19 protein-coding genes and 1 tRNA gene are annotated in these 25,610 nt (G+C 62.6%); 14 read left to right on the top strand and 6 right to left on the bottom strand.

Features of this window, described 5'->3' with window-relative positions; genetic code table 11:
- Window positions 1-77 precede the first annotated feature (77 nt).
- Genes J2X35_RS05015 through J2X35_RS05045 form a run of 7 tightly spaced genes read left to right on the top strand, consistent with a single transcriptional unit; the run spans window position 78 to window position 8,543 of the window.
- On the top strand, window positions 78-1,556 hold the full coding sequence (locus J2X35_RS05015; RefSeq protein ID WP_405023195.1) for a sugar ABC transporter ATP-binding protein: 1,479 nt from the start codon (window positions 78-80) through the stop codon (window positions 1,554-1,556).
- On the top strand, window positions 1,553-2,566 hold the full coding sequence (locus tag J2X35_RS05020; protein WP_310181976.1) for an ABC transporter permease: 1,014 nt from the start codon (window positions 1,553-1,555) through the stop codon (window positions 2,564-2,566). The genes J2X35_RS05015 and J2X35_RS05020 overlap by 4 nt, the downstream gene beginning before the upstream one ends.
- On the top strand, window positions 2,563-3,546 hold the full coding sequence (yjfF, locus tag J2X35_RS05025) for a galactofuranose ABC transporter, permease protein YjfF (protein WP_310181978.1): 984 nt from the start codon (window positions 2,563-2,565) through the stop codon (window positions 3,544-3,546). Before J2X35_RS05020 ends, yjfF begins: the two co-directional genes overlap by 4 nt.
- On the top strand, window positions 3,543-4,298 hold the full coding sequence (locus tag J2X35_RS05030; RefSeq protein ID WP_310181980.1) for a FadR/GntR family transcriptional regulator: 756 nt from the start codon (window positions 3,543-3,545) through the stop codon (window positions 4,296-4,298). The genes yjfF and J2X35_RS05030 overlap by 4 nt, the downstream gene beginning before the upstream one ends.
- Entirely contained in the window at window positions 4,295-6,064 is a 1,770-nt protein-coding gene (gene araD / locus J2X35_RS05035) for an L-arabinonate dehydratase (protein WP_310181982.1), read from the top strand. Before J2X35_RS05030 ends, araD begins: the two co-directional genes overlap by 4 nt.
- 29 nt (window positions 6,065-6,093) lie before the next feature.
- Window positions 6,094-7,017 carry a dihydrodipicolinate synthase family protein gene (locus J2X35_RS05040; RefSeq protein WP_310181984.1) on the top strand — a complete coding sequence of 308 codons (924 nt, stop codon included), beginning with the start codon at window positions 6,094-6,096 and terminating at the stop codon, window positions 7,015-7,017.
- Between the two features lie 20 nt (window positions 7,018-7,037).
- Window positions 7,038-8,543: an aldehyde dehydrogenase (NADP(+)) gene (locus J2X35_RS05045; protein WP_310181987.1), complete on the top strand. Its 1,506-nt coding sequence runs from the start codon at window positions 7,038-7,040 to the stop codon at window positions 8,541-8,543.
- Window positions 8,544-8,620: 77 nt separating this feature from the next.
- Here the strand turns inward: J2X35_RS05045 and J2X35_RS05050 are convergent, their stop codons facing one another.
- Window positions 8,621-9,796, bottom strand: coding sequence for a GAF domain-containing sensor histidine kinase (locus J2X35_RS05050; protein ID WP_156459772.1), 1,176 nt, complete (start codon window positions 9,794-9,796; stop codon window positions 8,621-8,623).
- A 158-nt stretch (window positions 9,797-9,954) separates the two neighbouring features.
- Window positions 9,955-10,028, bottom strand: a tRNA-Gln gene (locus tag J2X35_RS05055).
- A 478-nt stretch (window positions 10,029-10,506) separates the two neighbouring features.
- On the opposite strand from J2X35_RS05055, the gene J2X35_RS05060 reads away from it, so the two are divergent.
- Window positions 10,507-11,901 carry a Ppx/GppA phosphatase family protein gene (locus tag J2X35_RS05060; protein WP_310181990.1) on the top strand — a complete coding sequence of 465 codons (1,395 nt, stop codon included), beginning with the start codon at window positions 10,507-10,509 and terminating at the stop codon, window positions 11,899-11,901.
- Complete coding sequence (locus J2X35_RS05065) at window positions 11,898-12,611, top strand: RlmE family RNA methyltransferase (protein ID WP_056109408.1); 714 nt, start codon at window positions 11,898-11,900, stop codon at window positions 12,609-12,611. Before J2X35_RS05060 ends, J2X35_RS05065 begins: the two co-directional genes overlap by 4 nt.
- Here J2X35_RS05065 and J2X35_RS05070 read toward each other — a convergent pair.
- Window positions 12,608-14,023, bottom strand: a complete 1,416-nt coding sequence (locus tag J2X35_RS05070; RefSeq protein WP_310181993.1) for an MFS transporter — start codon at window positions 14,021-14,023, stop codon at window positions 12,608-12,610. The two genes, J2X35_RS05065 and J2X35_RS05070, sit on opposite strands and share 4 nt — an antisense overlap.
- Window positions 14,024-14,331: 308 nt before the next feature.
- On the opposite strand from J2X35_RS05070, the gene guaB reads away from it, so the two are divergent.
- From guaB to J2X35_RS05085, 3 genes are read left to right on the top strand one after another with little or no spacing between them, the layout of a single operon-like run.
- On the top strand, window positions 14,332-15,834 hold the full coding sequence (gene guaB / locus J2X35_RS05075; RefSeq protein ID WP_056109413.1) for an IMP dehydrogenase: 1,503 nt from the start codon (window positions 14,332-14,334) through the stop codon (window positions 15,832-15,834).
- A complete protein-coding gene (locus J2X35_RS05080; protein ID WP_310181994.1) occupies window positions 15,758-16,408 on the top strand; it encodes a hypothetical protein in 651 nt (216 codons plus the stop codon). The genes guaB and J2X35_RS05080 overlap by 77 nt, the downstream gene beginning before the upstream one ends.
- Window positions 16,409-16,432: 24 nt before the next feature.
- Window positions 16,433-16,852 (top strand): MAPEG family protein, encoded by a 420-nt coding sequence (locus J2X35_RS05085; protein WP_310181996.1) that lies wholly within the window; start codon window positions 16,433-16,435, stop codon window positions 16,850-16,852.
- Between the two features lie 18 nt (window positions 16,853-16,870).
- Here the strand turns inward: J2X35_RS05085 and rnd are convergent, their stop codons facing one another.
- From rnd to J2X35_RS05100, 3 genes are all read right to left on the bottom strand, one after another.
- Complete coding sequence (gene rnd / locus J2X35_RS05090; protein WP_056109419.1) at window positions 16,871-18,028, bottom strand: ribonuclease D; 1,158 nt, start codon at window positions 18,026-18,028, stop codon at window positions 16,871-16,873.
- A gap of 94 nt (window positions 18,029-18,122) precedes the next feature.
- Entirely contained in the window at window positions 18,123-19,250 is a 1,128-nt protein-coding gene (locus J2X35_RS05095; protein ID WP_310181998.1) for an S-(hydroxymethyl)glutathione dehydrogenase/class III alcohol dehydrogenase, read from the bottom strand.
- A gap of 31 nt (window positions 19,251-19,281) precedes the next feature.
- Window positions 19,282-19,719: a hypothetical protein gene (locus J2X35_RS05100; protein ID WP_310182001.1), complete on the bottom strand. Its 438-nt coding sequence runs from the start codon at window positions 19,717-19,719 to the stop codon at window positions 19,282-19,284.
- A 193-nt stretch (window positions 19,720-19,912) separates the two neighbouring features.
- Here J2X35_RS05100 and J2X35_RS05105 point away from each other — a divergent pair, with 193 nt between their 5' ends.
- Together J2X35_RS05105 and dnaE are read left to right on the top strand one after the other, a co-directional pair.
- Window positions 19,913-21,925 (top strand): acetyl/propionyl/methylcrotonyl-CoA carboxylase subunit alpha, encoded by a 2,013-nt coding sequence (locus J2X35_RS05105; RefSeq protein WP_310182004.1) that lies wholly within the window; start codon window positions 19,913-19,915, stop codon window positions 21,923-21,925.
- A gap of 130 nt (window positions 21,926-22,055) precedes the next feature.
- The gene (dnaE, locus tag J2X35_RS05110; RefSeq protein ID WP_310183740.1) at window positions 22,056-25,553 is read left to right on the top strand and encodes a DNA polymerase III subunit alpha; all 3,498 of its coding nucleotides are present in this window, start codon (window positions 22,056-22,058) and stop codon (window positions 25,551-25,553) included.
- The last annotated feature ends 57 nt before the right edge of the window (window positions 25,554-25,610 follow it).

The raw sequence follows: 25,610 nt of genomic DNA on the forward strand, positions 1-25,610 counted from the left end.
CCCGCTCCTTTATCCTGACGGTCATCTTTGGGAGACGACCAGTGAGCGAGCCCAGCCTCCTGCTCAGCGCGACTGATATGTGCAAGTCGTTCCTTGGCTTCAAAGCCCTGGATGGCGTCGACTTCAATATGCGCGCCGGCGAAATCCATGCTTTGCTGGGCGAGAACGGTGCCGGCAAGTCGACACTGATAAAGGTCCTGACCGGGGTTCATCGCGCTGATAGCGGCATCGTCACGCTCAAGGGCGAGCCGGTCGTGGTGCGTGATACGCTGCACGCCCAGCAGCTTGGCATCGGCACGGTCTATCAGGAAGTCAATCTGCTGCCGAACCTGACGGTGGCCGAAAACCTTTACATCGGCCGCCAGCCGAAGCGGTTCGGCCTGGTCGATACCCGCACCATGCAAAAAGAGGCAAAGGCGCTGCTGGCGCAATACGACATTCATATTGATGTCGGCGCGCAGCTTTCCTCGTTTTCCGTCGCTGTTCAGCAGCTGATCGCGATTGCCCGCGCCGTCGATATGTCCGGCTCGGTGCTGATCCTCGACGAGCCGACCGCAAGTCTCGACCGGCATGAGGTCGAACTGCTGTTCGGCGTCATGCGCAAGCTGCGCGACCGCGGCCTCGGCATCGTTTTCATCACCCATTTCCTCGATCAGGTCTATGCCGTCAGCGACCGCATAACGGTGCTGCGCAACGGCAAGCTGATGGGGACACGCAACACGAAAGAATTTCCCAAGGTCGATCTGGTGTCGATGATGCTGGGCCGCTCGCTCGTCGCGGCGACGGAGCAGGGGCGGAGGCAGGCGCCGCCGCCTTCCGACCGCAAAATCACCTTTTCGCAATTTGGCCGCGACCGATCGATCGAACCCTTCGACCTGACGATTTCCGCCGGCGAAGTCGTCGGCGTCGCCGGTCTGCTCGGCTCCGGCCGCACCGAGACGGCGCGGCTGATGTTCGGCATCGACATGCCCGACAAGGGCGCCATGACCATCGACGGCAAGCCGGCCAGGATCGCCTCGCCGCGCGATGCGGTCCGGCTCGGCTTCGGCCTCTGCCCGGAAGACCGCAAGGCCGATGGCATCATCGGCGACCTTTCCGTACGCGAGAACATCGCGCTGGCGCTGCAGGCGCGGCGCGGCTGGCTGCGCCGCATGTCGACGCGTGAGCAGACCGAGCTGGCGAACCGCTTCGTCAAGGCGCTCGATATCCGCACCACCGACATCGACAAGCCGGTTAAGCTGTTGTCCGGCGGCAATCAGCAGAAGGTGATCCTCGCCCGCTGGCTGGCGACGCAACCGCGTTTCCTCATCCTCGACGAGCCGACGCGCGGCATCGATGTCGGGGCCCATGCCGAGATTATCGAACTCATCAACAAACTCTGTGACGACGGCCTGGCGCTGCTGGTGATTTCCTCCGAGATCGAGGAGATCGTCGCCTATTCGACACGGGTGCGGGTGCTGCGTGACCGCGTGCATATCGGCGAGCTTTCCGGCAACGAGATCGGCACCGGCAACATCATGCGCGCCATCGCAGGCGAAGGCGGGGCTGTGCAATGACGATGCTTGTTTCAGGCCTGCGCCGCGCGGCCCCGCAGCTCATCTGCCTTGCCGTCATCCTGTTCTTCAACTGGCTGGCCTTCCCGGGCTTCTTCAATCTCCGCATCCAGGACGGCCGGCTTTTCGGCAGCCTGATCGACGTGCTGAACCGCGGCGCGCCTGTCGCCATCCTCGCTGTCGGCATGACGGCGGTCATTGCCTCGAAGGGCGTGGATCTTTCCGTCGGCGCCGTCATGGCGATGGCAGGAGCCGTGGCAGCGACCATGACGGTGGCGGACTATTCCTTGCCGGTGGTCATTTTGTCGGCGCTGGCGGTCGGCCTTGCCTGCGGCCTGCTCAACGGCTTTCTCGTCGCCGTCCTCGAATTGCAGCCGATCGTCGCAACCTTGATCCTCATGGTTGCCGGACGTGGCATCGCGCAGCTCATCACCGAAGGCGTCATCGTAACCTTCGTCGAGCCCGGTCTCATCTTTTTCGGCACCGGCTCATTCCTGGGCATACCCATGCCGGTAATCATCGCGGCGGTGCTGGCGCTGGTCACGGTGTTCATCGTGCGGCGCACGGCGCTCGGGCTGCTGATCGAATCGATCGGCGTCAATCGTGAAGCCTCGACCTATGCGGGCATCAACAGCCGCCTGCTGATTGTCCTTGCCTATACGTTCTGTGGGTTTTGTGCCGCACTGGCGGGCATCATCGTCGCCGCCGACATTCGCGGCGCCGACGCCAACAATGCCGGCCTGTGGCTCGAACTCGACGCCATACTCGCGGTGGTGATCGGCGGCACGTCGCTGCTCGGCGGGCGGTTCTCGATCCTGATGTCAGTTCTCGGCGCCATCATCATCCAGGCAATGAACACCGGCATCCTGATCTCAGGCTTCCCGCCGGAATACAACCTCATCGTCAAGGCCGCCGTCATCATCCTGATCCTGTTGGCCCAGTCAGCCTCGCTTGTCGGCTTCCGTTTGCCGAAAACCAGCACGGTTGCGGTCAGGAAAGTCGAAGCGCCATGACGTCCTCACGCCTTCTGCCGTTCTATGCCACGCTGGTCATTTTCGTGCTGGCTTACGCGGTCTGCGTCATCCAGTTTCCCAACATGCTGTCGACGCGCGTGCTCGGTAACCTTTTGACCGACAACGCCTTCCTCGGCGTCGCCGCGGTCGGCATGACGTTCGTGATCATCTCCGGCGGCATCGATCTTTCGGTTGGTTCGGTCATAGGCTTCACCACCGTGCTGATCGCCGTGCTGATCGGCTGGTACGGCTTTCACCCGCTCGCCGCTTTTGTCGTGGCATTGGTCATCAGCACGCTTTTCGGCGCCGCCATGGGCGCGGTCATCCATTATCTCGACGTTCCCGCCTTCATCGTCACGCTGGCCGGCATGTTTCTGGCGCGCGGCATGGCTTTCGTCATCACCACGGATTCCATTCCGGTCACGCATGAATTTTACACGACGCTGCAGGAGCTTTATGTCCGCATGCCGGGCGGTGGACGGCTGACGCTGATCGGCGGCCTGATGGTCCTCGTCTTCCTCGGTGGCATCGTGCTGGCCCATTTCACGCGCTTCGGCTCCTACGTCTATGCACTGGGCGGCAACCGCACCTCGGCCGAACTGATGGGCGTCCCGGTGGCGCGCACGACGGTCGGCATCTACGCCCTGTCAGGCTTCCTGTCCGGGCTCGCCGGTGTGGTCTTCTCGCTCTACACCTCGGCCGGCTATTCGTTGTCGGCCGTCGGCGTGGAGCTCGACACCATCGCCGCCGTGGTGATCGGCGGCACGCTGCTGACCGGCGGCGCAGGGCTGGTGGCCGGGACTTTTGTCGGCGTCATCATCCAGGGCCTGATCCAGACCTACATCGTCTTCGACGGCACGCTTTCGAGCTGGTGGACGAAAATCGTCGTCGGCCTTTTGCTCTTTGCCTTCATTGCCCTTCAGCGGCTATTGGTTGTCCTGTCCGCGCGCAAGCGGAAGTCCGGGGGGGCACCTGCATGAATTCCGTCCAGTCGGGTCTCAGCCGCACGCTTGCGCCAAAGGGTATCCATGGCCATGTCATGGGCGACCTCGGACGCGGTATCGTTTCGGGCGCGCTCCCCGAAAACTCCATCCTTCCGCGCGATGCTGAATTGCAGCAGCGCTACGGTGTTTCGCGCACAGTGCTGCGCGAAGCGCTCAAGACGCTTGCCGCCAAGGGCCTGATCCAGCCGAAGGCCAAGATCGGCACGCGCGTGGTTCCGCGCGACGGCTGGAACCTGTTCGACCCCGATATATTGCAGTGGCATGCCGATACCGGCGTCGTCGATGCGCAGTTCCTCTTCAATCTTCAGGAAATGCGGCTGGCGCTGGAGCCGGAAGCCGCGGCGCTGGCGGCGCTTCGGCGTACCGATGCACAGGTGGGGGAACTCTATCACTGGGTCGACCTGATGGGCGCCGCCGGCATCACCGGCAATGACTTTGTCCAGCACGACCTCCACCTCCACATCTGCGTCGCCGAGGCTTCGGGCAACCCGTTCATGAGGGCGATCAGCGCCCTGATCGAAGTGGCGCTGGTTGCGACCTTCACCGTCAGTTCGCCGATCCCCAACACCGAACGCCACAAGCTGTCCGTGCAGCGCCACCGTGACATCGCCCGGGCGATCGAGGATCGGGACCCACAAGCGGCAAGGACGGCGATGCGCCGGGTAATCCAGGAAGGCATCGACCGCGTTTCCGTGGAAACAGGCAGGAAGCCTGAGGACAGATCATGACAGACAGTGCCGGGCGCAAGGGCGCCAGATTCACGCCGGCCGAGTGGCCGCGCAAGCTGCGCTCGCAGGAATGGTATGGCGGCACGTCGCGCGACAATATCTACCACCGGGGCTGGCTCAAGAATCAGGGCTATCCGCACGATCTCTTCGATGGACGCCCGGTAATCGGCATTCTCAACACCTGGTCGGACCTGACACCCTGCAACGGTCATCTGCGCGAGCTTGCCGAAAAGGTCAAAGCCGGCGTCTGGGAAGCTGGCGGGTTCCCGCTGGAGGTCCCGGTCTTCTCGGCTTCCGAAAACACCTACCGCCCGACGGCGATGATGTACCGCAACCTCGCCGCGCTGGCGGTAGAGGAGACGATGCGCGCGCAGCCGATCGACGGCGCGGTGCTGCTGGTCGGATGCGACAAGACCACGCCCTCGCTGATGATGGGCGCGGCATCTACGGACCTGCCTTCGATTGTCGTCACCGGCGGGCCGATGCTGAACGGCTGGTTCCGCGGCGAGCGTGTCGGGTCCGGCACCGCGCTGTGGCAGATGTCGGAGGCCATCAAGGCCGGCACGATGAGCAGGGAAGACTTTCTGGACGCCGAGCAGGCGATGAGCCGGTCTTCCGGCACCTGCAACACGATGGGCACAGCCTCCACCATGGCGTCCATGGCGGAAGCGCTCGGTATGGCGCTGTCCGGCAACGCCGCCATCCCGGCTGTCGACAGCCGCCGCCGCGTCATGGCGCAGATGACAGGCCGCCGCATCGTGCAGATGGTCAAGGACGATCTCAAGCCGTCCGACGTTCTGACCAAGAAAGCCTTCGAAAACGCCATCCGCACCAATGGCGCCATCGGCGGCTCCACCAATGCTGTCGTGCATCTGCTGGCGCTGGCCGGCCGTGTGGGAATCGACCTGACGCTGGACGATTGGGACCGGCTCGGTCGCGAGGTGCCAACGATCGTCAACCTGATGCCGTCCGGCAAATATCTGATGGAGGAATTCTTCTACGCCGGCGGCCTGCCCGTCGTGCTCAAGCGGCTGGGTGAGGCCGGTCTCCTGCACAAGGATGCGCTCACCGTTTCCGGCGAAACCCAGTGGGATCAGGTCAAGGATGTCGTCAACTGGAACGAGGACGTCATCCTGCCCATGGACAAGCCGCTGCGGCCGCAGGGTGGCATGGCCGTCCTGCGCGGCAATCTGGCGCCTAGGGGAGCCGTGCTGAAACCGTCCGCCGCATCGCCATCGCTCATGGTTCATCGTGGTCGCGCTGTCGTCTTCACCGACATCGACGACTACAAGCGCAAGATCGCCGACCCTGATCTCGACATCGACGAGACCTGCATCATGGTCCTGCAGAACTGCGGGCCGCGCGGCTATCCGGGCATGGCCGAGGTCGGCAATATGGGCTTGCCGCCGAAGGTGCTGAAGAAGGGCATCACGGACATGATTCGAATTTCCGATGCGCGCATGTCCGGCACGGCCTATGGCACCGTGATCCTGCATGTCAGCCCGGAAGCTGCCGCCGGTGGACCATTGGCAATCGTGCGCGACGGCGATTTCATTGAAGTCGACGTGCCTAACCGGCGTCTTCACCTCGACGTTTCGGACGAAGAGATTGAACGCCGGCTTCAAGCCTGGAAAAACCCGATGAGCCGTCCGCAGAGCGGCTATGCCATGCTCTATCACGACCACGTTACCGGCGCGGACACTGGCGCCGATTTCGATTTTCTGAAAGGTATGCGCGGCAACGCCGTGCCCAAGGATTCCCACTGATCCTTTCTGATTCTCGATTGGACTAAGCCATGCCATTGCCCAAAAAACTCACCGGCATTCTGCCTGTCGCGCCTACCCCTTTCCACGCCGACGGGCGCGTCGACGAGGAGGGTATGCGCCGCGTCATCGACTGTATGATCGACCAGGGCGTCGACGCCATCTGCATCCTCGCCAACTATTCGGAGCAGTTCCTGCTTTCGGACGAGGAGCGCGCCACGCTGACGCGGCTGTCGCTGGAGCACGCGGCGGGCCGGGTGCCCGTCATCGTCACCATCAGTCATTTTTCCACGGACATCGCCACGCAGCGCGCGAAATTCGCCCAGGACCTCGGCGCTTCCATGGTCATGATGATGCCGCCCTATCACGGCTCGGGCCTGTTTCCCGCGCCGGCCGGCATCTACGAGCATTTCCAGACTGTCAACGACGCCGTCCGCATCCCGATCATGGTCCAGGATGCGCCGCTTTCCGGCGTTGCGCTCTCCGTCGATCTACTCGCCAAAATGGCGCGCGAGCTTGAAAACGTTTCCTATTTCAAGATCGAATGCCCATTTGCCGCCGACAAGCTGGCAGCGCTGATCGAGGCTGCCGGCGATCACATAGACGGGCCGTTCGACGGCGAGGAGGCCGCGACCCTGCTGGCCGATCTCGACGCCGGCGCGACCGGAACCATGACCTCGGCAATGTTCCCGGAGCAGATCCGGCCCATCGTCGTCGATTACCTGGCGGGAAACACCGATGCGGCCTTGGCGCAGTGGAAAAAGTGCCTACCTCTCATCAACCATGAGAACCGCCAGTGCGGCCTGCGCGCCTGTAAAGTTGTTTTCGCAGCCGGTGGCGTCATCCGTTCCGATGCGGTAAGGCACCCGCTCAAACCCATGAGCGAGCGAACCAGGACCCGGCTGCTCGAACTTGCACGCGATCTCGACGTGCTGGCGCTGCGCTGGGGCAAGTAGCGACTGAAAGGACGACCAGAATGCTGACAGGCAAACATCTCATCGCTGGCGAATGGGTGGGCGACGAACACACGTTCAAATCCGAGCCTTCCAGCGGCGAGGCGCATGATTTCGCCGTCGGCACCCCGGCGCATGTCGACCGCGCTGCCAGGGCCGCCGAGGAGGCCTACTGGAGCTACGCGGCCCTGTCGCGCGCCGAGCGTGCCGCCTTCCTGCGCTCCATTGCCGAGGAGATCGACAAGCTCGGCGATGAGATCACCGCGATCGGTACGCAGGAAACCGGCCTGCCGGCGGCGCGCCTGACCGGCGAGCGCGGCCGCACCACCGGCCAGCTGAAACTGTTCGCCTCCCACATCGAGGACGGCGCCTATCTCGACCGCCGCCATGATGTGGCGCTGCCCGACCGGCAGCCGCTGCCGCGCCCCGACATCCGCCTGATCCAACGGCCCATCGGCCCGGTCGCCGTGTTCGGCGCCTCGAACTTCCCGCTCGCCTTCTCGACCGCCGGCGGCGACACCGCTTCGGCGCTGGCCGCCGGCTGCCCCGTCGTGGTCAAGGGCCATTCCGCCCATCCCGGCACTGGGGAACTGGTGGCGAAGGCGATCGATGCGGCGATCCGCAAGCACAAGCTCCATCCCGGCGTCTTCTCGCTGGTGCAGGGCGGCAACCGCGATGTCGGCGAGGCGCTGGTCAAGCATCCGCTGATCAAGGCGGTCGGGTTCACCGGCTCGCTGCGCGGCGGCCGCGCGCTGTTCGACTTGTGCGCGGCGCGACCGGAGCCGATCCCCTTCTTTGGCGAACTTGGCTCGGTCAACCCGATGTTCGTCATGCCGGCTGCGGTGAAGGCGCGCGGCGAGGCCATAGCCAAGGGCTGGGCCGGCTCGCTCACCATGGGGGCAGGGCAGTTCTGCACCAATCCCGGCGTCGCGGTGGTCGTCGACGGGCCGGACGTGGAGGCGTTCCGCTCGAGCGCCATCGAGGCGCTTGGGCAGGTCTTGGCGCAGACCATGCTGACCGACGGCATCGCCGACGCCTACCGCGCCGGCGTCAGCCGCATGCAGAACACCGGCAAGGTGGCGGAACTCGTGGGCACGGGCACCAACACCCGCGCCGCGTCGCCCTACCTGTTCGAGACGGACGGCGACACTTTCCTCGCCCACGAGGAACTGGCCGAGGAAGTGTTCGGCCCGCTCGGCGTGCTGGTGAAGGCGAAAAATGTCGGGCAGATGGAAGAGATCGCCAAGGGGCTGCACGGCCAGCTGACCTGCACCCTGCAGGTCGACGAGGCCGATTATGGCGAAGCCCGCAAGCTGCTGCCGATCCTCGAGCGCAAGGCCGGCCGTATCCTCGCCAACGGTTTCCCGACCGGCGTCGAAGTCAGTGACGCCATGGTCCATGGCGGGCCTTACCCGGCCTCGACCAATTTCGGCGCCACCTCCGTCGGCACCATGGCGATCCGCCGCTTCCTGCGCCCGGTGGCGTTCCAGGACATGCCGGTAGCGGTGCTGCCGGAGGATTTGCGGTAAAGGCGAATAGGCCGGGAGCCGGCTTCCGGTAGCGTCTGTCAGAAAGCCCGCCGCTCACCCGGCGGGTTTTTTTCAATCTAGCCGAGCGGCATGCGAAACGTGAACCGCGTCGCACTGTCATTTGAGGTTGCCTCCAGGCTGCCGCCGTGGACGCGCGCTATCTCATGCGCAATGTAGAGACCGAGACCCAATCCCTGCTGGCTCGGTCTCACCTTGCCGCGAAAGAACGGCTGGAACAGGTTTTTCAATATTTCCTCGGGAATAGGCTTGCCTTCGTTCTCCACCCACAGTTCGAACTGGCCGTCGTCTGTGGACGCCCCAACCCGCACCGGCTTTTGTTTCGCACCATGGATAATGGCGTTGCCGAGCAAATTGGAAAACATCTGACCGATGCGCTCGTGGTCGACGGCAACCAACTTTGTCAGCTTGAGATCTGCAATGATTTCGAGCTCGACATTCACGGTCCGGAGTTCCGCGATGACCTGCTCGAGTACCGGCTCCAACGGCTGCTCGGCATCGATCTCCAAATCCAGGCCGTCGCCGAGACGCGCGCGCGCGAAGTCCAGCACGTTGTCGATCAGCCCGCGCATTCGCATCAGGCTGCCCTGCATCAGCTTGACGATGCTCAGATGCTTGTCGTCCAGGGAAGAGCGCAAAAGCATGTTGGTGCCGCTCTCGACCGAAGCAACCGGGTTGCGAAGGTCATGACCCAGCACGGCTATGAACTGCTCGCGCAGTTCCGACATCTCACGTTCCTTCTTCAGATCCGATTGGGCTCTTGATAAATCCGCGTCGGCGTCCAGATGAGCGGCGATCAGCTCGGCGAAGAGCTTGAACATGCCGGTGATCTTGGAATTCCTCAGTTGAGCCGGGGCCGGATCAATCGCACAAAGAGTGCCGAAGAACTCTCCGTTTCTTCGTATGATCGGCATCGAAATATAGCTTTGAAAGCCATACATTGCCGGCGTCGGATGAGCGCGATATGCCTCGTCCTCGGTAACCTGGTCGATGATGACTGGCTCCAGGCTTTGCCTGATTTGGTCGCAGATGGTTGTCTCGACCTTCAACTCGTCTCCCGGCTTCAACCCGAAATCGATGTTGTCGAGACTATCGCATGTCACCCATCTGCTTTCGGTGACGCGAGCGACGGCTGCAAACCGCATGCCTGTGGTTTGGCAGATAACGTCGAGAATGATCGGGATCGCAGCGATGCGTCCGATGGCATCAATATCGGCTTGGAAGTCGTGCGGCACGTACTGGATCCCAGGAGTTTTCCAGATACACTATTCGCGACCGATTTCCTTGTCATCCATCATATGGACGGCCCTTGCATGACCTTGGCAGCAATGGTGAGAAATCACATGCTTATAAGGAACACCTGGCAAGCGACTGCTTTTTCTGAAGAACAAGATGGCTGGGGAACCTGGATTCGAACCAGGACTAACGGAGTCAGAGTCCGTGGGTCTACCGTTAACCTATTCCCCAAAAGCACCGGATCGGTGGCTTGGTCTGAAATGGGCTGCGCGTAAGCGACCTTGGCGGCTCGGTTTGCCGCTCCCGTTTCTGCGCTGCCTTGTAGCCGCACGCTGGAAATAGTCAAGCCTTTGGCGCGTTTCAATTCCGACCGCATCCAGGGTCCTCAAATTCAGCCTGCGTAGGCGGGACCGGCTGTGAAACCGGAAACGAACACCGTCGTCAGCCGCGAAACTTTGTGCCCGAGCGCCCGTCGCGGCAAAGGGACCGGCTATCGGTAGTGGTCCTCTCGAACCTCGCCGGCGCGCCACCCCTTGCACCCGTCCGACCTTGAGTTTCGGCGATCGGCTTCCGCGATGGCATCAACTCCAAATATCCCGCCTTTACGCTTGGTGATCGGGCGCGGCGCTGCTAATCTGGCGGCAACTTGAAACCAATGCGCATGCTGCGTCCGGTCCGCCGGCTCGCGCGGTGCTGGAAGGAAACGACAGTGGAAGACCGCGAAGCTGGCGCCGATGCGCCGGGAGCGGCCTTGTCCCGGGGGCTCGCGGCGCCAGGCAGCGTCGAGGTCCCAGCAGCCAGCCGGCAATCACCGGGCGTCGAGGCGGCGTGGCCGGCAAGCGCCGGGCCGGGGGACGGCGGTCCGCAGCAGCCAAATCCGAATGCCCCGCAGGGCAAGGGCCGGAAACGGCGTAAGCGCAAACGCGGCCGCAAGGTTTTCGCTCGGGACGGTGTCGGGCAGAGACCTGAAATTCAGGGTCGAGAGATTTCGGGCAACGGCAACGCCAGCGTAAAGCCTGCCGTCTCAATCAAAGTGGACGCCGAGGCCACTGTGCAAACCGGTTCGGCTAACCCGTCCGCAACGCAGCCATCGTTGCGTCCGCTCCACCGGGAACTGCCGGTGTTCGCCGCCCTTGATCTCGGCACCAACAATTGCCGACTGCTGGTTGCGATCCCACAGCGTCACGGCCAGTTCCGGGTCATCGATGCGTTTTCACGTATCGTGCGGCTGGGTGAGGGGCTTTCCGCCAGCGGCCGGCTCAGCGATGCGGCCATGGACAGGGCAGTCGAAGCGCTGAAGATTTGCGGCGACAAGCTGCGCAACCGCAAGATCCGCCGCGCCCGCCTCATTGCCACAGAAGCCTGCCGTTCGGCCGTCAATGGCCAGGAGTTCCTTGAACGGGTCGAGCGCGAAGCCGGCCTGAAGCTCGAGATCATCGACCGCCAGACCGAGGCGCGCCTGGCGGTTTCCGGTTGCGGTTCGCTGGTGGACCGCAGCACCAGGGGCGTGGTCTTGTTCGACATTGGTGGCGGCTCGTCCGAAATCGCCCTGATCGATGTCAGCGGACGCCGCTCGCCGCGGCTTGCCAATCACATCGTTTCCTGGACGTCCTTGCCGGTCGGCGTCGTTTCGCTGGCTGAGCGCTATGGCGGCCGCACCGTCTCGCGCCAGACTTTTCAGGCGATGGTCGACGATGTCGCCGCGCGCCTGGCCGATTTCGAAGGCCGCGACCGGCTGGATCATCTTGTCGCCGGCCACGATTTCCACCTGCTCGGCACCTCCGGCACCGTCACGACGCTGGCGGGCGTTCATCTCGATCTCGAGCGCTATGACCGGCGGCGGGTCGATGGTTTGTGGATGGACAATGGCAGCGTCGATCTGATGATCGAGAAATTGATCGGCTGGGACTTCGAGCAGCGCGTCGCCAACCCCTGCATCGGGGCTGATCGCGCCGATCTTGTCCTCGCTGGCTGCGCCATTCTGCAGGCCATTCGCGGTGTGTGGCCGTCGGAGCGGCTGCGCGTTGCCGACCGGGGATTGCGCGAGGGCATATTGAGCGAACTGATGGCCGACGAAGGCATGTGGCGTGGAGACCGGCAATGACGCAGAAGCCGACGAAGCCGGGGACTGCCGGCATCCGCGTGCTGCGGACCAAGGTCAAGAAAAAGCGAGGCCTGAAGGAATCGTCGCGCCGCTGGCTGGAACGCCATTTGAACGACCCCTATGTCCAGCGCTCGAAGGCCGACGGCTACCGGTCGCGCGCAGCCTACAAGCTGATCGAGATCGATGACAGGCACCATTTGCTCAAGCCGGGCCTGAAGGTGATCGATCTTGGCGCGGCGCCAGGCGGCTGGTGCCAGGTCGCCGCGGCGCGGACCAAATCCTCGGCGGAAAATCCGCATGTTGTCGGCATCGACTATCTTGAGATGGATCCTGTGCCTGGCGCGGTCGTTCTGCTGATGGATTTTCTCGACGATGATGCCCCGGCCAAGCTTGCCGAAGCGCTCGGTGGCGATCCCGACATCGTCCTGTCTGATATGGCCGCACCCACCACCGGCCATCGACGGACCGACCATATACGGACCATGCATCTGTGCGAGGTTGCCGCCGATTTCGCCATGTCGGTGCTGAGGCCGGGCGGGCATTTCCTCGCCAAGACGTTCCAGGGTGGCACGGAAGGCAGCCTTCTGGACGCGTTGAAACGCAATTTCCGTTCTGTGCATCACGTCAAGCCGCCGGCATCGCGCGATGAATCGGTCGAGCTTTACCTGCTTGCCAAGGATTTCAAGGGACGCGAGCCGCCGGCGGATTAGCCGGCCGAGGAAATGCTGTCGACCGTCTTGGCGCCGATGCCCTTGTGTCCGGAAACAGATGCGCCGGCATCCGGTGGAAGGCGCACGAACCAGAACATTGCCGCCGCCGAAACCAGAGCGACAACAAAGAAGGCGATGTGAAAATCGCCCAGCACCAGCGGGCCGCCATGCCAGGCGGTTTGCAATTCGAGGATGCCGCCCGCAAAGGCAACTCCCAGAGCGATGCAAAGCTGCTGGGCCACGGCTGCGATGGGCGTCGCCTTGCTGACGTCTTCGGAAGAAATATCCGCATAGGCCAGCGCATTGATGCCGGTGAAGAACATCGACCGGATGAATCCGCCCAGGAAAATGGCGGCGATCATCAGAATGTAAGGCGTTGCCGGGGTGAAAAGGCCGTTGACCGCCACTGTGACCGCCGAAATCAACGATCCACCGATCAGCACGCGCCGGAACCCGACGGCCCGGAAAAGCCAGGTGGCGACGACCTTCATGCCGATTGCACCAAGAGCGCTGACGAAGGTTATCATGCCTGACTGGAACGGGGTCAGGCCGAATGCCAATTGGAACATCAACGGCAGCAGGAACGGCACCGCGCCGATGCCGATGCGGAAGAGACCGCCTCCGAGCACGGATGCGCGGAACATCTGGTCTTTGAACAGGTCGAGCGCCAGTAACGGGTTCCGGGCGCGGCGGGCGTGGAGCAGATAGATCAGCCCGGCGGCAATTCCGATCGCCACGGTGAGGCCGCCGACGATGGGCGGAAGCGCCGGAAGACTGACGATGGAAAGGCCGAAAACGACACCCGAGGCGGCCAGTCCGCTCAGGATGAAGCCAGGGTAGTCGAGCGGCGGCGTTTCTGTTGGCGGCATTTCGGGCAGATACCGGCTGGCAAGCAATATGCCGAGAATGCCGATGGGCACATTGATCAGGAAGATCCAGTGCCAGCTGAAATAGGTGGTGATGAAACCTCCGATGGGAGGTCCGACAAGAGGACCAACCAGCGCCGGTATCGTCAGCCAGGACATCGCGGTGACCAGATCGCTCTTTGGCGTCGAGCGCACCAGAACCAGCCGTCCGACAGGCGTCATCATCGCGCCGCCGACCCCTTGCATGAATCGTGAAATCACGAACGCGCCGAGTGAATTGGCGAATGCGCAAGCGACAGAACCGACGATAAACACGCCAATCGCCAGCCGGAAGATCGTCTTGGCGCCGAACCGGTCGGCCATCCAGCCGCTGATCGGGATGAAGATTGCTAGTGAAACGAGATAGGCCGTCAGCGCCAGTTTCAGGGCGATTGGACTGGTCTGGATGTCGATCGCAATCGCCGGCAGCGACGTCGCGATGATCGTCGAGTCCATATTCTCCATGAAGAGGGCGACCGCGAGGATAAGCGGAACGATGCGATTCACGATAGATCCAGTCAGATTCAGCAGCTTTGGAGGCTGTGGGATTGGCGCCGGGTATCATGCCTTGCGCCTGATGTCGCGCGATTTCATGCCGGTTTCGGATGGTGGAACAACGCGGATCGAAACGACTTTGATCCGTTCAGCCCGTAGACGCTGGTCGGAATATGCGGGCATTGAAAAAAGCTGCGCTGTCTTCACTTTTCATCCTGGGCGGGACGTGTTACCAGCCACCGCCAATCCTGCAGAGGAAGAGACGAGTCGGCGCTGCCCGTATGGTTCCAGCGCCTTTCCTGCATTTCCGGGGGTGGCCCATGTCCAAGATCATTGAAATGTCGACCGGCGCCATGGCGCTCACCTTCGACGACGTTCTGCTTCAGCCCGGCCATTCCGAAGTGATGCCTGGCGAAACCAACATAAGCACCCGCATCGCCAGGGACATCGACCTCAACGTGCCGATCCTTTCGGCCGCCATGGATACGGTCACCGAGGCCCGGCTTGCCATCGCCATGGCGCAGGCGGGCGGCATCGGCGTCATCCACCGGAATTTCACCCCGGTCGAGCAGGCCGAACAGGTGCGCCAGGTCAAGAAGTTCGAATCCGGCATGGTGGTCAACCCAGTGACCATCGGTCCCGAAGCGACATTGGCCGACGCCCTCGGCCTGATGAAATCGTACAGCATTTCCGGCATTCCGGTGGTGGAGAACGGCGGCAATGGCGGCCAGAAGACCGGCAAGCTCGTCGGCATCCTGACCAACCGTGACGTCCGCTTCGCCTCCAATCCAAACCAGAAGGTTCGTGAGTTGATGACTCACGAAAACCTCATCACCGTCAACGAAACGGTCGACCAGGACGAGGCCAAGCGCCTCTTGCATCGGCATCGCATCGAGAAACTGCTGGTCGTCGACAGCCAGGGTAACTGTGTCGGCCTTATTACGGTCAAGGACATCGAAAAGTCGCAGCTCAATCCCCACGCGTCAAAAGACAGCCAGGGCAGGCTGCGCGCGGCTGCCGCCACCACGGTCGGCGATGACGGCTTCGAGCGGGCGGAACGGCTGATTGATGCCGGCGTCGATCTTCTCGTCATCGATACCGCGCACGGTCATTCCCAACGCGTCCTCGACGCTGTCACCCGTGTGAAGAAGATGTCCAACTCCGTGCGCATCATGGCTGGCAATATCGCCACAGCCGAGGCGACCAGGGCGTTGATCGATGCCGGCGCCGACGCGGTCAAGGTCGGCATCGGACCGGGCTCCATTTGTACCACACGTATTGTCGCTGGCGTCGGCGTCCCGCAATTGTCGGCCATCATGGCGGCTGTGGAGACCGCCGAAAAATCCGGCGTTTCCGTCATCGCCGATGGCGGCATCAAATATTCCGGCGATCTGGCGAAAGCGCTTGCGGCCGGATCGACCGCCGCGATGATCGGTTCGCTGCTTGCCGGCACGGATGAGAGCCCGGGCGAGGTGTATCTGCATCAGGGCCGGTCGTTCAAAGCCTATCGCGGCATGGGCTCGGTGGGCGCCATGGCGCGTGGGTCCGCCGATCGCTATTTCCAGGCCGAGGTTCGCGACACGCTGAAACTTGTTCCGGAAGGCATCGAGGGGCAGGTGCCTTACAAGGGACCTGTGGCCGGCGTACTGCACCAGCTTGCGGGCGGCCTGAAAGCCGCTATGGGTTATGTTGGTGGCCGCGACCTTGCCGATTTCCGCGAACGTGCCACTTTTGTACGCATATCCAATGCCGGACTTCGTGAAAGCCACGCCCATGACGTCACGATCACCCGCGAAAGCCCCAACTACCCGGGAGCAATCTGACCGGCTGGCCGCCGAAACCGGCGCCATGGTCGAGTTTGTCCTTGGTTTGCAGCGGCACGCAGCCGCCCTCTGCATTGCGACGGCTTGCCTGTTCCTGGCCATGACGGGCCTTGAATTCCTGTATTTCCAGCAGCTTAGCGGTGGCTTGCCGTCGCTCGACCTGCGGTTTTTCGGCTTTACGCCGGATGAAGCGATGGTTTGGCTGACCGCCCTTGGCCGGCGCGGCAGCGAAATCATCATCGTATGGCACTATCTCACCTTCGATCTCGTGTTCCCCGCGCTCTTCTCGCTGGCGCTGATGAGCCTGCTGCTGGTGAGCGGAAACGCATTGCCGCGCTTCGCTGCAGTCCCCGAGCGAATGCAGGCGGTTTTTGCACTTGTCCTGGTTCTGCCCTACACGCTGTTTGACTATGCGCAGAACATTGCCGTCGTGCGTCTCCTGTCGGATTTCCTCTCTGCGAACCCGGATTCTCTGGCTTTTGCCTCCACGCTGATCGTCTGCAAGTTCGTTTTCGGTGTCATTCCCGTGATCGTGATCGCCGCTTTCCTGCTTGCAGGCCGGAAGAAGCAGTAAATTCGCCGCATCCTAGGAGCTTGGATGAGCCCGACCGCGATATTATGGCCCATGCTGGCGCATGTGCTGCTCGTCTACATGGCCTATCTGGTGCTGGGTGTGCGAAGGCGCAGAACGGTAATGACCGGCGCGACCAAGGTCGGGCAGTTCAAGGTTCGTTCGCAGGAACCGGAAATCAGCGCGACCGCCGCCGCCAACGTCATGAACCAGTTCGAACTGCCGGTGCTGCTTTATGCGCTGTGCCTGGCGCTCTATGTCACCGATGGCGTGTCATACATCACGCTGGCGCTGACGTGGATTTTCGTGGCGATCCGCTATTTCCACGCCTGGGTTCATCTGACCAGCAACGATCTGCGGCTGCGCAGCGGGTCTTTTGCCCTTGGCTTCCTTGTCCTCGGCCTGGGTTGGATATGGCTTGCGCTGCATATCCTGGGCATCGTCTGAAGACCGACCGCGCCGCCGTCAGGCCTCGATGTCGAACACTGCGATCTTGCGCTTTTCGAACTTGATGCCGATTTCGCCGCGCACCAGACGAAGCGCCTTCTCACCAAACACGGTACGGCGCCAGCCTTGCAGGGCAGGGACTTCGGCAGCGTCGCCTTCACCCGCGATTCGGTCGATATCGTCGCTGGAGGCGAGGACTTTCGTGGCGACGCCTTCCTGTTCGGCCACGATGCGCAGCAGCACCTTCAGCAATTCCGCCGCGGCGCTGGTGCCTTCCGGTGGCTGGAAGTTTTTCGGAAGCTTCGGCATCTCCTCTTTCGGCAGATCGAGAGCGGAATTGATGATGCCGAGCAGGGCGCTGGCCGTCGCAGACCGCTCCCAGCCCTTTGGTGTCGTCCGCAGCCGGCCGAGCGCCGTCACGTCGCGCGGCGCCTGCTGGGCGATCTCATAGATGGCGTCGTCCTTGAGCACCCGGCCGCGCGGCACATCGCGTTCGCGCGCCTCGCGCTCCCGCCATGCGGCGACAGCCTGCACCACCGCCAGTTCCTGCGGTTTGCGCAGCCGCATCTTCAGGCGTTTCCAGGCGTCTTCGGGATGTGGATCGTAGGTCGCCCGGGAGGTCAGGACCTCCATTTCCTCGTTGAGCCAATGCGCGCGATCTTCGCGCTCCAGCTCGGCGCTGAGATACTGGTAGACGTCGATCAGGTGGGTGACGTCGGCAAGCGCATAGTCGAGCTGCTTGTCGGACAGGGGCCGATGCCGCCAGTCGGTGAAACGCGACGACTTGTCGAGTCGCTCGCCGGTGACCTTCTGCACCAATTGATCGTAGGAAACGCTGTCGCCGAAGCCGCACACCATCGCTGCCACCTGCGTGTCGAACACCGGATGCGGGACGAGGTCGCCGAGATGGACGACGATTTCGATGTCCTGGCGAGCGGCGTGGAAAACCTTGGTGACGGCCTCGTTGGCCATCAGCTTGAAGAACGGCTTGAGGTCGATCCCGGGCGCCAGCGGGTCTATCAGCGCGGTGACACCGGGCGCGGCCAACTGGATGAGACACAGCACCGGCCAGAATGTCGTTTCGCGGATAAACTCTGTGTCGACGGTGACGAATTTCGACTTTTCGAGTGCGGTGACGGCTGTTTCAAGCTCGTCCTGAGTGGTAATGACGTGCATCAAATCGCTTTTTTGCCAGGAAGTTCTCTTTCCATTTCAGTCGATGGCGCTTTCGTCAAGTCAAGCAGCGGCTTGAGTGCCCCACTTGGCAATTTTAGTAGACCACAACGCTTCGGATCGACTTGCCTTCGTGCATGAGGTCGAACCCGCGATTGATCTCTTCCAGCTTCAGCGTATGGGTGATCATCGGATCGATCTCGATCTTTCCTTCCATGTACCAGTCGACGATCTTGGGCACGTCGGTGCGGCCGCGCGCGCCGCCGAAAGCCGTTCCCATCCATGTGCGGCCGGTGACCAGCTGGAACGGCCTTGTGGTGATTTCCTGCCCGGCTCCGGCAACACCGATGACAACGGATTTGCCCCAGCCGCGATGAGACGATTCAAGGGCTTGTCGCATCACCTTCACGTTTCCGGTACAGTCGAACGTATAATCGGCGCCGCCGATCTGGTCGGCGCCGCGCTTGGTCAAATTGATGAGATAGGGCACGATGTCGCCCTCGACCTCCTTCGGATTGACGAAATGCGTCATGCCGAAGCGCTCGCCCCATTCTCGTCTGTCGTTGTTCAGATCGACGCCGATGATCATGTCGGCGCCGGCCAGCCGCAGGCCCTGTATGACGTTGAGGCCGATGCCGCCCAGCCCGAAAACCACCGCCGTGGCGCCAACCTCGACCTTGGCTGTGTTGATGACCGCGCCGATGCCGGTCGTCACGCCGCAGCCGATGTAGCAGATCTTGTCGAACGGCGCGTCCGGATTGACCTTGGCCAGCGCGATCTCCGGCAGCACGGTGAAATTGGAAAAGGTCGAGCAGCCCATGTAGTGGAAGATCTTGTCCTTGCCGATCGAGAAGCGCGACGAGCCGTCCGGCATGACGCCTTGCCCCTGCGTGGCGCGGATCGCAGTGCACAGATTGGTCTTGCGCGACAGGCAGGACGGGCACTGGCGGCATTCCGGCGTATAGAGCGGGATGACGTGATCGCCCTTCCTGAGTGAAGTCACGCCCTTGCCGACATCGACCACGATGCCTGCGCCCTCATGGCCGAGAATAGCCGGGAAGATGCCCTCCGGATCGGCGCCGGACAGGGTGAATTCGTCGGTGTGGCAGATGCCGGTCGCCTTGATCTCGACCAGCACCTCTCCTTCACGCGGTCCTTCGAGATCGACCTCCACGATTTCGAGTGGTTTTCCGGCTCCAACGGCGACGGCGGCGCGGGTTTTCATTGCAGATGCTTCTCCTGCTCATAAATCAAACTCAAACGTCGAGAATTTCACGATCATTCCAATCGTTCCGTAGATCGCCTCTGCGATACCGGCGAAGAAGACAGAAACCTGCAATGCCGGTAACGAACGGAATGACGGCACCACTGTAAACCCACGGCTTTGCTGCCTCCGCATCACCGTTGAAATAGGAATTAACCAACCAGACGGTGGCGACGGTAGCGAGGATCGATAGCAACAAATCGACCAGATAGATTGCAGTGAAGACCAGGAATCTTGGCCAAAATCCCGTGCGAGGCGCCGCCGCTGCTACAAGGATCGAGACGAAGAACCCTCGGATAAACGGCGCGATTGGAATTGCGCCCGTCTGAATTTCGTACACATGGATAACCTGAGTGGTTGCGACGGCACCTATGCCGGCCGCTAGAGCAAGAGCTATAATGTTCAGCGAGAGCCTTTTGGCCCAAACCATGTGTCGTTCCGTTCTGAACGGCGTTTAAAGCATAGCGATCAAACATTAGCTTCATCGACAAGCTGAAGCCACAGTGTCTTTTCCAGATTCCAGAGATCGGCCGAATGTGTGAGGTGTTCGACGCCAGCATGACGCTTGAGCAGGGCCGCCTAACTCCATAGAAAGGTATGCACGCCGGAGGAACGACGTCTCGATGTTCAAGAAAATCCTGATCGCCAATCGCGGTGAAATTGCTTGCCGCGTCATCAAGACCGCAAAACGCATGGGCATCGCGACGGTGGCCGTGTATTCCGACGCGGACCGTGACGCGGTTCATGTCGAAATGGCGGACGAGGCAGTGCATATCGGCCCGTCGCCGGCGGCGCAAAGCTATCTCATGGCGGAAAAGATCATCGAGGCCTGCAGGCAGACCGGCGCCGAAGCCGTCCATCCCGGTTACGGCTTCCTGTCCGAGCGCGCCTCTTTCTGCGCCGCGCTGGAAGAGCAGGGCATCGTCTTCATCGGCCCCAAGCCGAAGGCCATCGAGGCGATGGGCGACAAGATCGAATCGAAGAAGTTCGCCAACGCCGCACAAGTGAGCACCGTGCCGGGCTATCTCGGGGTCATAGAGGACGCCGACCATGCCGAAAAGATTGCCGGCGAGATCGGCTATCCGGTGATGATCAAGGCCTCCGCCGGCGGCGGCGGAAAGGGTATGCGCATTGCGTGGTCTGAGGCCGAGGTGCGGGACGGCTTCGACCGCGCCCGATCGGAAGCGAAAAGCTCCTTCGGCGACGACCGCGTCTTCATTGAGAAATTCGTCGTCGAGCCGCGCCACATCGAGATCCAGGTGCTGGGCGATGCCCACGGCAACGCCATCTATCTCGGCGAGCGCGAATGTTCGATCCAGCGGCGCAACCAGAAGGTCGTCGAGGAGGCTCCTTCGCCTTTCCTGGATGAGAAGACGCGGGCGGCGATGGGCGAGCAGGCGGTGGCGCTGGCGAAAGCCGTCGATTACCAGAGCGCCGGCACCGTGGAGTTCATCGTCGACAAGGCGAAAAACTTCTACTTTCTTGAAATGAATACCCGATTGCAGGTCGAGCACCCGGTGACCGAACTGATCACCGGGGTCGATCTGGTCGAACAGATGATCCGCATCGCCGCCGGCGAGAAGCTTGAGATCAAGCAATCCGACGTAAAACTGAAAGGCTGGGCGGTGGAGAGCCGCCTCTACGCCGAGGACCCGTACCGGAATTTCCTGCCGTCCATCGGACGGCTGACCCGTTATCGGCCGCCGGAGGAGAGCACATTCGGAAACGTGACGGTCCGTAACGATACCGGTGTGACCGAGGGATCGGAAATCTCGACCTACTACGATCCGATGATTGCCAAGCTCTGCACCTGGGCGCCGACGCGCCCGGAGGCGATAGATGCCATGTCGGAGGCGCTGGACAATTTCGTCGTCGAGGGCATCGAGCACAACATCCCGTTCCTCGCCGCGCTCATGCAACATCCGCGATGGCGGGAAGGGCGGCTTTCCACCGGCTTCATCGCCGAGGAATATCCGGATGGATTCGCGCCGCGGGAGCCGGCGGAAGAGGAGAAGACAGTTCTGGCTGCCGTGGCGGTAGCGATCGAGCTTCTGCGCCGCGACCGGCTCGACCGCCTGTCCGGTCGGCTGGCGCCGCATTCAGGCGCAATCAAGGCCGAATGGGTGGTGCGGCTGGGCGACGACTATATCGATGTGACGATGACCGAAGGCATGATCGGCGTGCCGTTCGAAGCAGATCTGGCGATCGGCAGCGCGAAGCCCGTCACCGTCGTGTCCGATTGGCGGCCGGGCGATCCGGTCTGGGTCGGCGTGGTCGGCGGAACGCCGGTTTCGGTGCAGGTCAGACCGGCCCCCAACGGGGTCCGGCTCGCTTGGAAAGGCCTGTCGGCGATGGCGCGCACCATGTCGCCGCGCATCGCTGAACTCGACCGGCTGATGCCCGTCAAGCTGCCGCCGGACACCTCCAGGATGCTGCTTTGCCCGATGCCCGGCCTCGTCATGTCGATCGCCGTCACGGAAGGGCAGGAGGTCAAGGCCGGCGAAACGCTTGCCGTCGTCGAGGCGATGAAGATGGAGAACGTGCTGCGCGCCGAACGCGACCTGACGGTGTCCAAATTGAACGCCAAGCCCGGTGACAGCCTTGCCGTCGATGCCGTCATCATGGAATTCGCCTGAATGGGGCGATGTGATCGCAACCGCGCTGGACTTGCCAGGCGTGGTCCGGGACAATGCGTCATCATCGAATTGAGTCCCTTGAACAGCACGATACCCCATGGCGGATGACAGACTTCCACGCGACCCGCTGATGCGTGAGGCGGCGATGCGCGCGGCGCGTCCCGAACGGCCCGACCGCGCCTTCGTGCATCTGCGCGTCCACTCCGCCTATTCGCTGCTGGAAGGCGCGTTGCCACTGGGAAAGATCGTCGGCCACGCCATCAAGGATGAAACCCCCGCAATCGCCGTCACCGACACCAACAACCTTTTCGGCGCGTTGGAATTCGCGCAAAAGGCGGTCAAGGACGGCATTCAGCCGATCATCGGCTGCCAGGTCGACCTGGTGTTCTCGGGCGAATCGAACGAGGGCCAGCGCGACCGCCGCCGGCAGGGCGCGGACATGCATCCGGTGGTCATTCTCGCTGCGACCGAGGCGGGTTATGCCAATCTCGTCAGGTTGGTGAGCCGCGTCTATCTCGACACGCCGCCGGGCGAGGCCATCCATCTCAGCACCGGGATGCTGGAAAAAAATACCGATGGCCTCATCTGTCTGACCGGCGGCCCGCGGGGGCCGATCGGCACGGCGCTCAAGCAGGACCATCGCGATCTCGCCGAAACGCGGCTGTTGATCCTCAAGGCGATGTTCGGCGACCGCCTCTATGTGGAACTGGAGCGCGTCTCGGGCTACGACCGCCGCGTCGAGCAGGCGGCCATCGACCTTGCCTACCGCCACGAACTGCCGCTGGTTGCGACCAACGAGGCGTTCTTTCCGGCGCGCGACGACTATGAGGCCCATGACGCCCTGATCGCCATCGCCGAAGGCGCGGTCGTCGCTTCGGACAACAGGCGGCGGCTTTCGCCAGACAATCACCTGAAAAGCCAGGCCGAAATGGCCAGGCTGTTCGCGGATTTGCCGGAAGCGATCGACAACACCGTCGAGATCGCCTTGCGCTGTTCCTACTATCCGAAGAATCGGAATCCGATCCTGCCGCGCTTCACGGGCGGCGATATCGCCGATGCCGAAACGGGCGTGAAGGCGGAAGCGGAGGAACTGGCGCGGCAGGCGCGCGAAGGCCTGGAGGCGCGGCTTGCGGCGCATGGCCCGACGCCGGGACATACGGTCGAAGACTATCAAAAGAGGCTGGACTACGAACTCGGCATCATCGAGCGGATGAAGTATCCGGGCTACTTCCTCATCGTTGCCGACTTCATCAAATGGGCGAAGGCGCAAGGCATTCCCGTCGGTCCCGGCCGCGGTTCGGGCGCTGGATCGCTTGTCGCCTACGCCACCACCATCACCGACATCGACCCGCTGCGCTTCTCGCTGCTGTTCGAGCGCTTCCTCAATCCTGACCGCGTCTCGATGCCCGACTTCGACATCGATTTCTGCCAGGACCGGCGCGAAGAGGTCATCCGCTATGTCCAGGCCAAATATGGCCGCGACCAAGTCGGCCAGATCATCACGTTTGGAACGCTGCAGGCGCGGGCGGTACTGCGCGATGTCGGGCGCGTGCTGCAGATGCCGTACGGCCAGGTCGATCGCCTGTGCAAGATGGTGCCGCAGAACCCGGCCAACCCGGTCAAGCTGGCGGATGCCATCGCCGCCGAGCCACGCTTCGCCGAGGAGGCCGAGAAGGAGCCCATCGTCCAGACGTTGCTCGACATTGCGCAGAAGCTGGAAGGGCTCTACCGGCACGCCTCGACCCACGCCGCCGGCATCGTCATTGGCGACCGGCCGCTGTCCGAACTGGTGCCGATGTACCGCGATCCGCGTTCGGACATGCCGGTGACGCAGTTCAACATGAAAAAGGTCGAGGACGCCGGCCTGGTAAAGTTCGATTTCCTCGGCCTCAAGACGCTGACGGTGCTTGAAACGGCGGTGAAGCTCATCCGCCGGCGTAGCATCGACATCGACCTAGCCGATATTCCCCTCGACGACCCTGAGACCTACGCCATGCTGTCGCGCGGCGAGGTGGTCGGCGTGTTCCAGGTAGAAAGTGCGGGCATGCGCAAGGCGCTGATCGGCATGAAGCCGGACCGCATCGAGGACATCATCGCGCTGGTGGCGCTCTATCGCCCCGGTCCGATGGAGAACATCCCGACCTACAACGCCCGCAAGCACGGCGAAGAGGAGATGACCTCGATCCATCCCAAGATCGACCATCTGGTGAAGGAGACGCAAGGCGTCATCGTCTATCAGGAACAGGTCATGCAGATCGCGCAGGAGCTGTCGGGCTATTCGCTCGGCGAAGCCGATCTGCTGCGCCGCGCCATGGGCAAGAAAATCCGCGCCGAAATGGACAAGCAGCGTGAGCGCTTCGTCACCGGCGCGGTCGAACGTGGCGTTGGCAAACCGCAGGCGGATTTCATTTTCGATCTGCTGGCCAAGTTCGCCGATTACGGCTTCAACAAGTCGCATGCCGCCGCCTATGCGGTCGTGTCCTACCAGACAGCCTATCTCAAGGCGCATTATCCGGTCGAATTCCTGGCTGCCTCGATGACGCTGGACATGTCGAACACCGACAAGCTCGCCGATTTCCGCCAGGACGCCATGCGGCTTGGCATCGAGGTCGTCGCCCCGTCGGTGAGGAGCAGCTTCCGCGATTTCGAAGTCGGCGAGAACAAGATCTTCTACGCCCTTGCCGCCATCAAGGGCATCGGCGATGCCGCCGTCGAACATATCGTCGAGCGGCGCAAGGAACGCCAGTTCACCAGCCTGGATGATTTCGTCCAGCGGGTCGATCCGCGCATCGTCGGCAAGCGCGTGTTCGAAAGCTTGATCATGGCCGGCGCGCTGGATTGTTTCGGCCGGGACCGCGCCTCCATGATGGCCGGTGTCGAGGCCATCATGAATGCCGCGGCTTTCGCCCAGGCCAGCGCTACCAGCGACCAGATCGACATTTTCGGCGCCGGTGGCGCCGCGGCGAAACCGGAAGCCATTCGCCTGCCTCCCGTCGATCCATGGCTGGCCGCCGACCGGCTGCACCGCGAGTTTCAGGTCGTCGGCTTCTACCTCTCGGCGCACCCGCTGGATGAATACAAGGCGGCGCTTGAGAAGATGCGCGTCCAGAACTGGGGGGATTTTTCGGCGGCGGTGAAGCGCGGCGCCACTGCCGGACGGCTAGCCGGCACGGTCACCTCCAAGCAGGAGCGCAAGACGCGCACCGGCAACAAGATGGGCGTCATCACCTTTTCGGACACCAGCGGCCAGTATGAGGCAGTGCTGTTTTCAGAGACGCTGGCGCAATACCGCGACCTGCTGGAACCCGGCAAATCGGTGGTGATCGAGGTCGGTGCCGAAGACCGGCCTGAAGGCGTCAATCTGCGCATCAACAAGGTGCAGTCTCTGGAAGACGAGGCGAGCCGGGTGCAGAAATCGCTCCGCATTTTCGTGCGCGACGCCGCTCCGCTAAACACTCTGGCCAGCCAGCTCGGCGTCAGGGGCGAGGGCCAGGTGAGCTTCGTGCTGCTCAAGGGCGAGGCGCAGGGCGAGGTCGAGATCGCACTGCCGGAGCGCTACAGGATTTCCCCGCAGGTCGCCTCGGCCATGCGCGCCATCCCGGGCGTCGTGGAAGTGGAACTGGTCTAGGTGCTGGGGCTGGACAAATCGGCCCGACATGCACTGAAAGGCCGCCCTGTCGCCGTT

The organism is Mesorhizobium sp. BE184 (assembly GCF_031457045.1).
Taxonomy (GTDB): Bacteria; Pseudomonadota; Alphaproteobacteria; order Rhizobiales; family Rhizobiaceae; genus Mesorhizobium.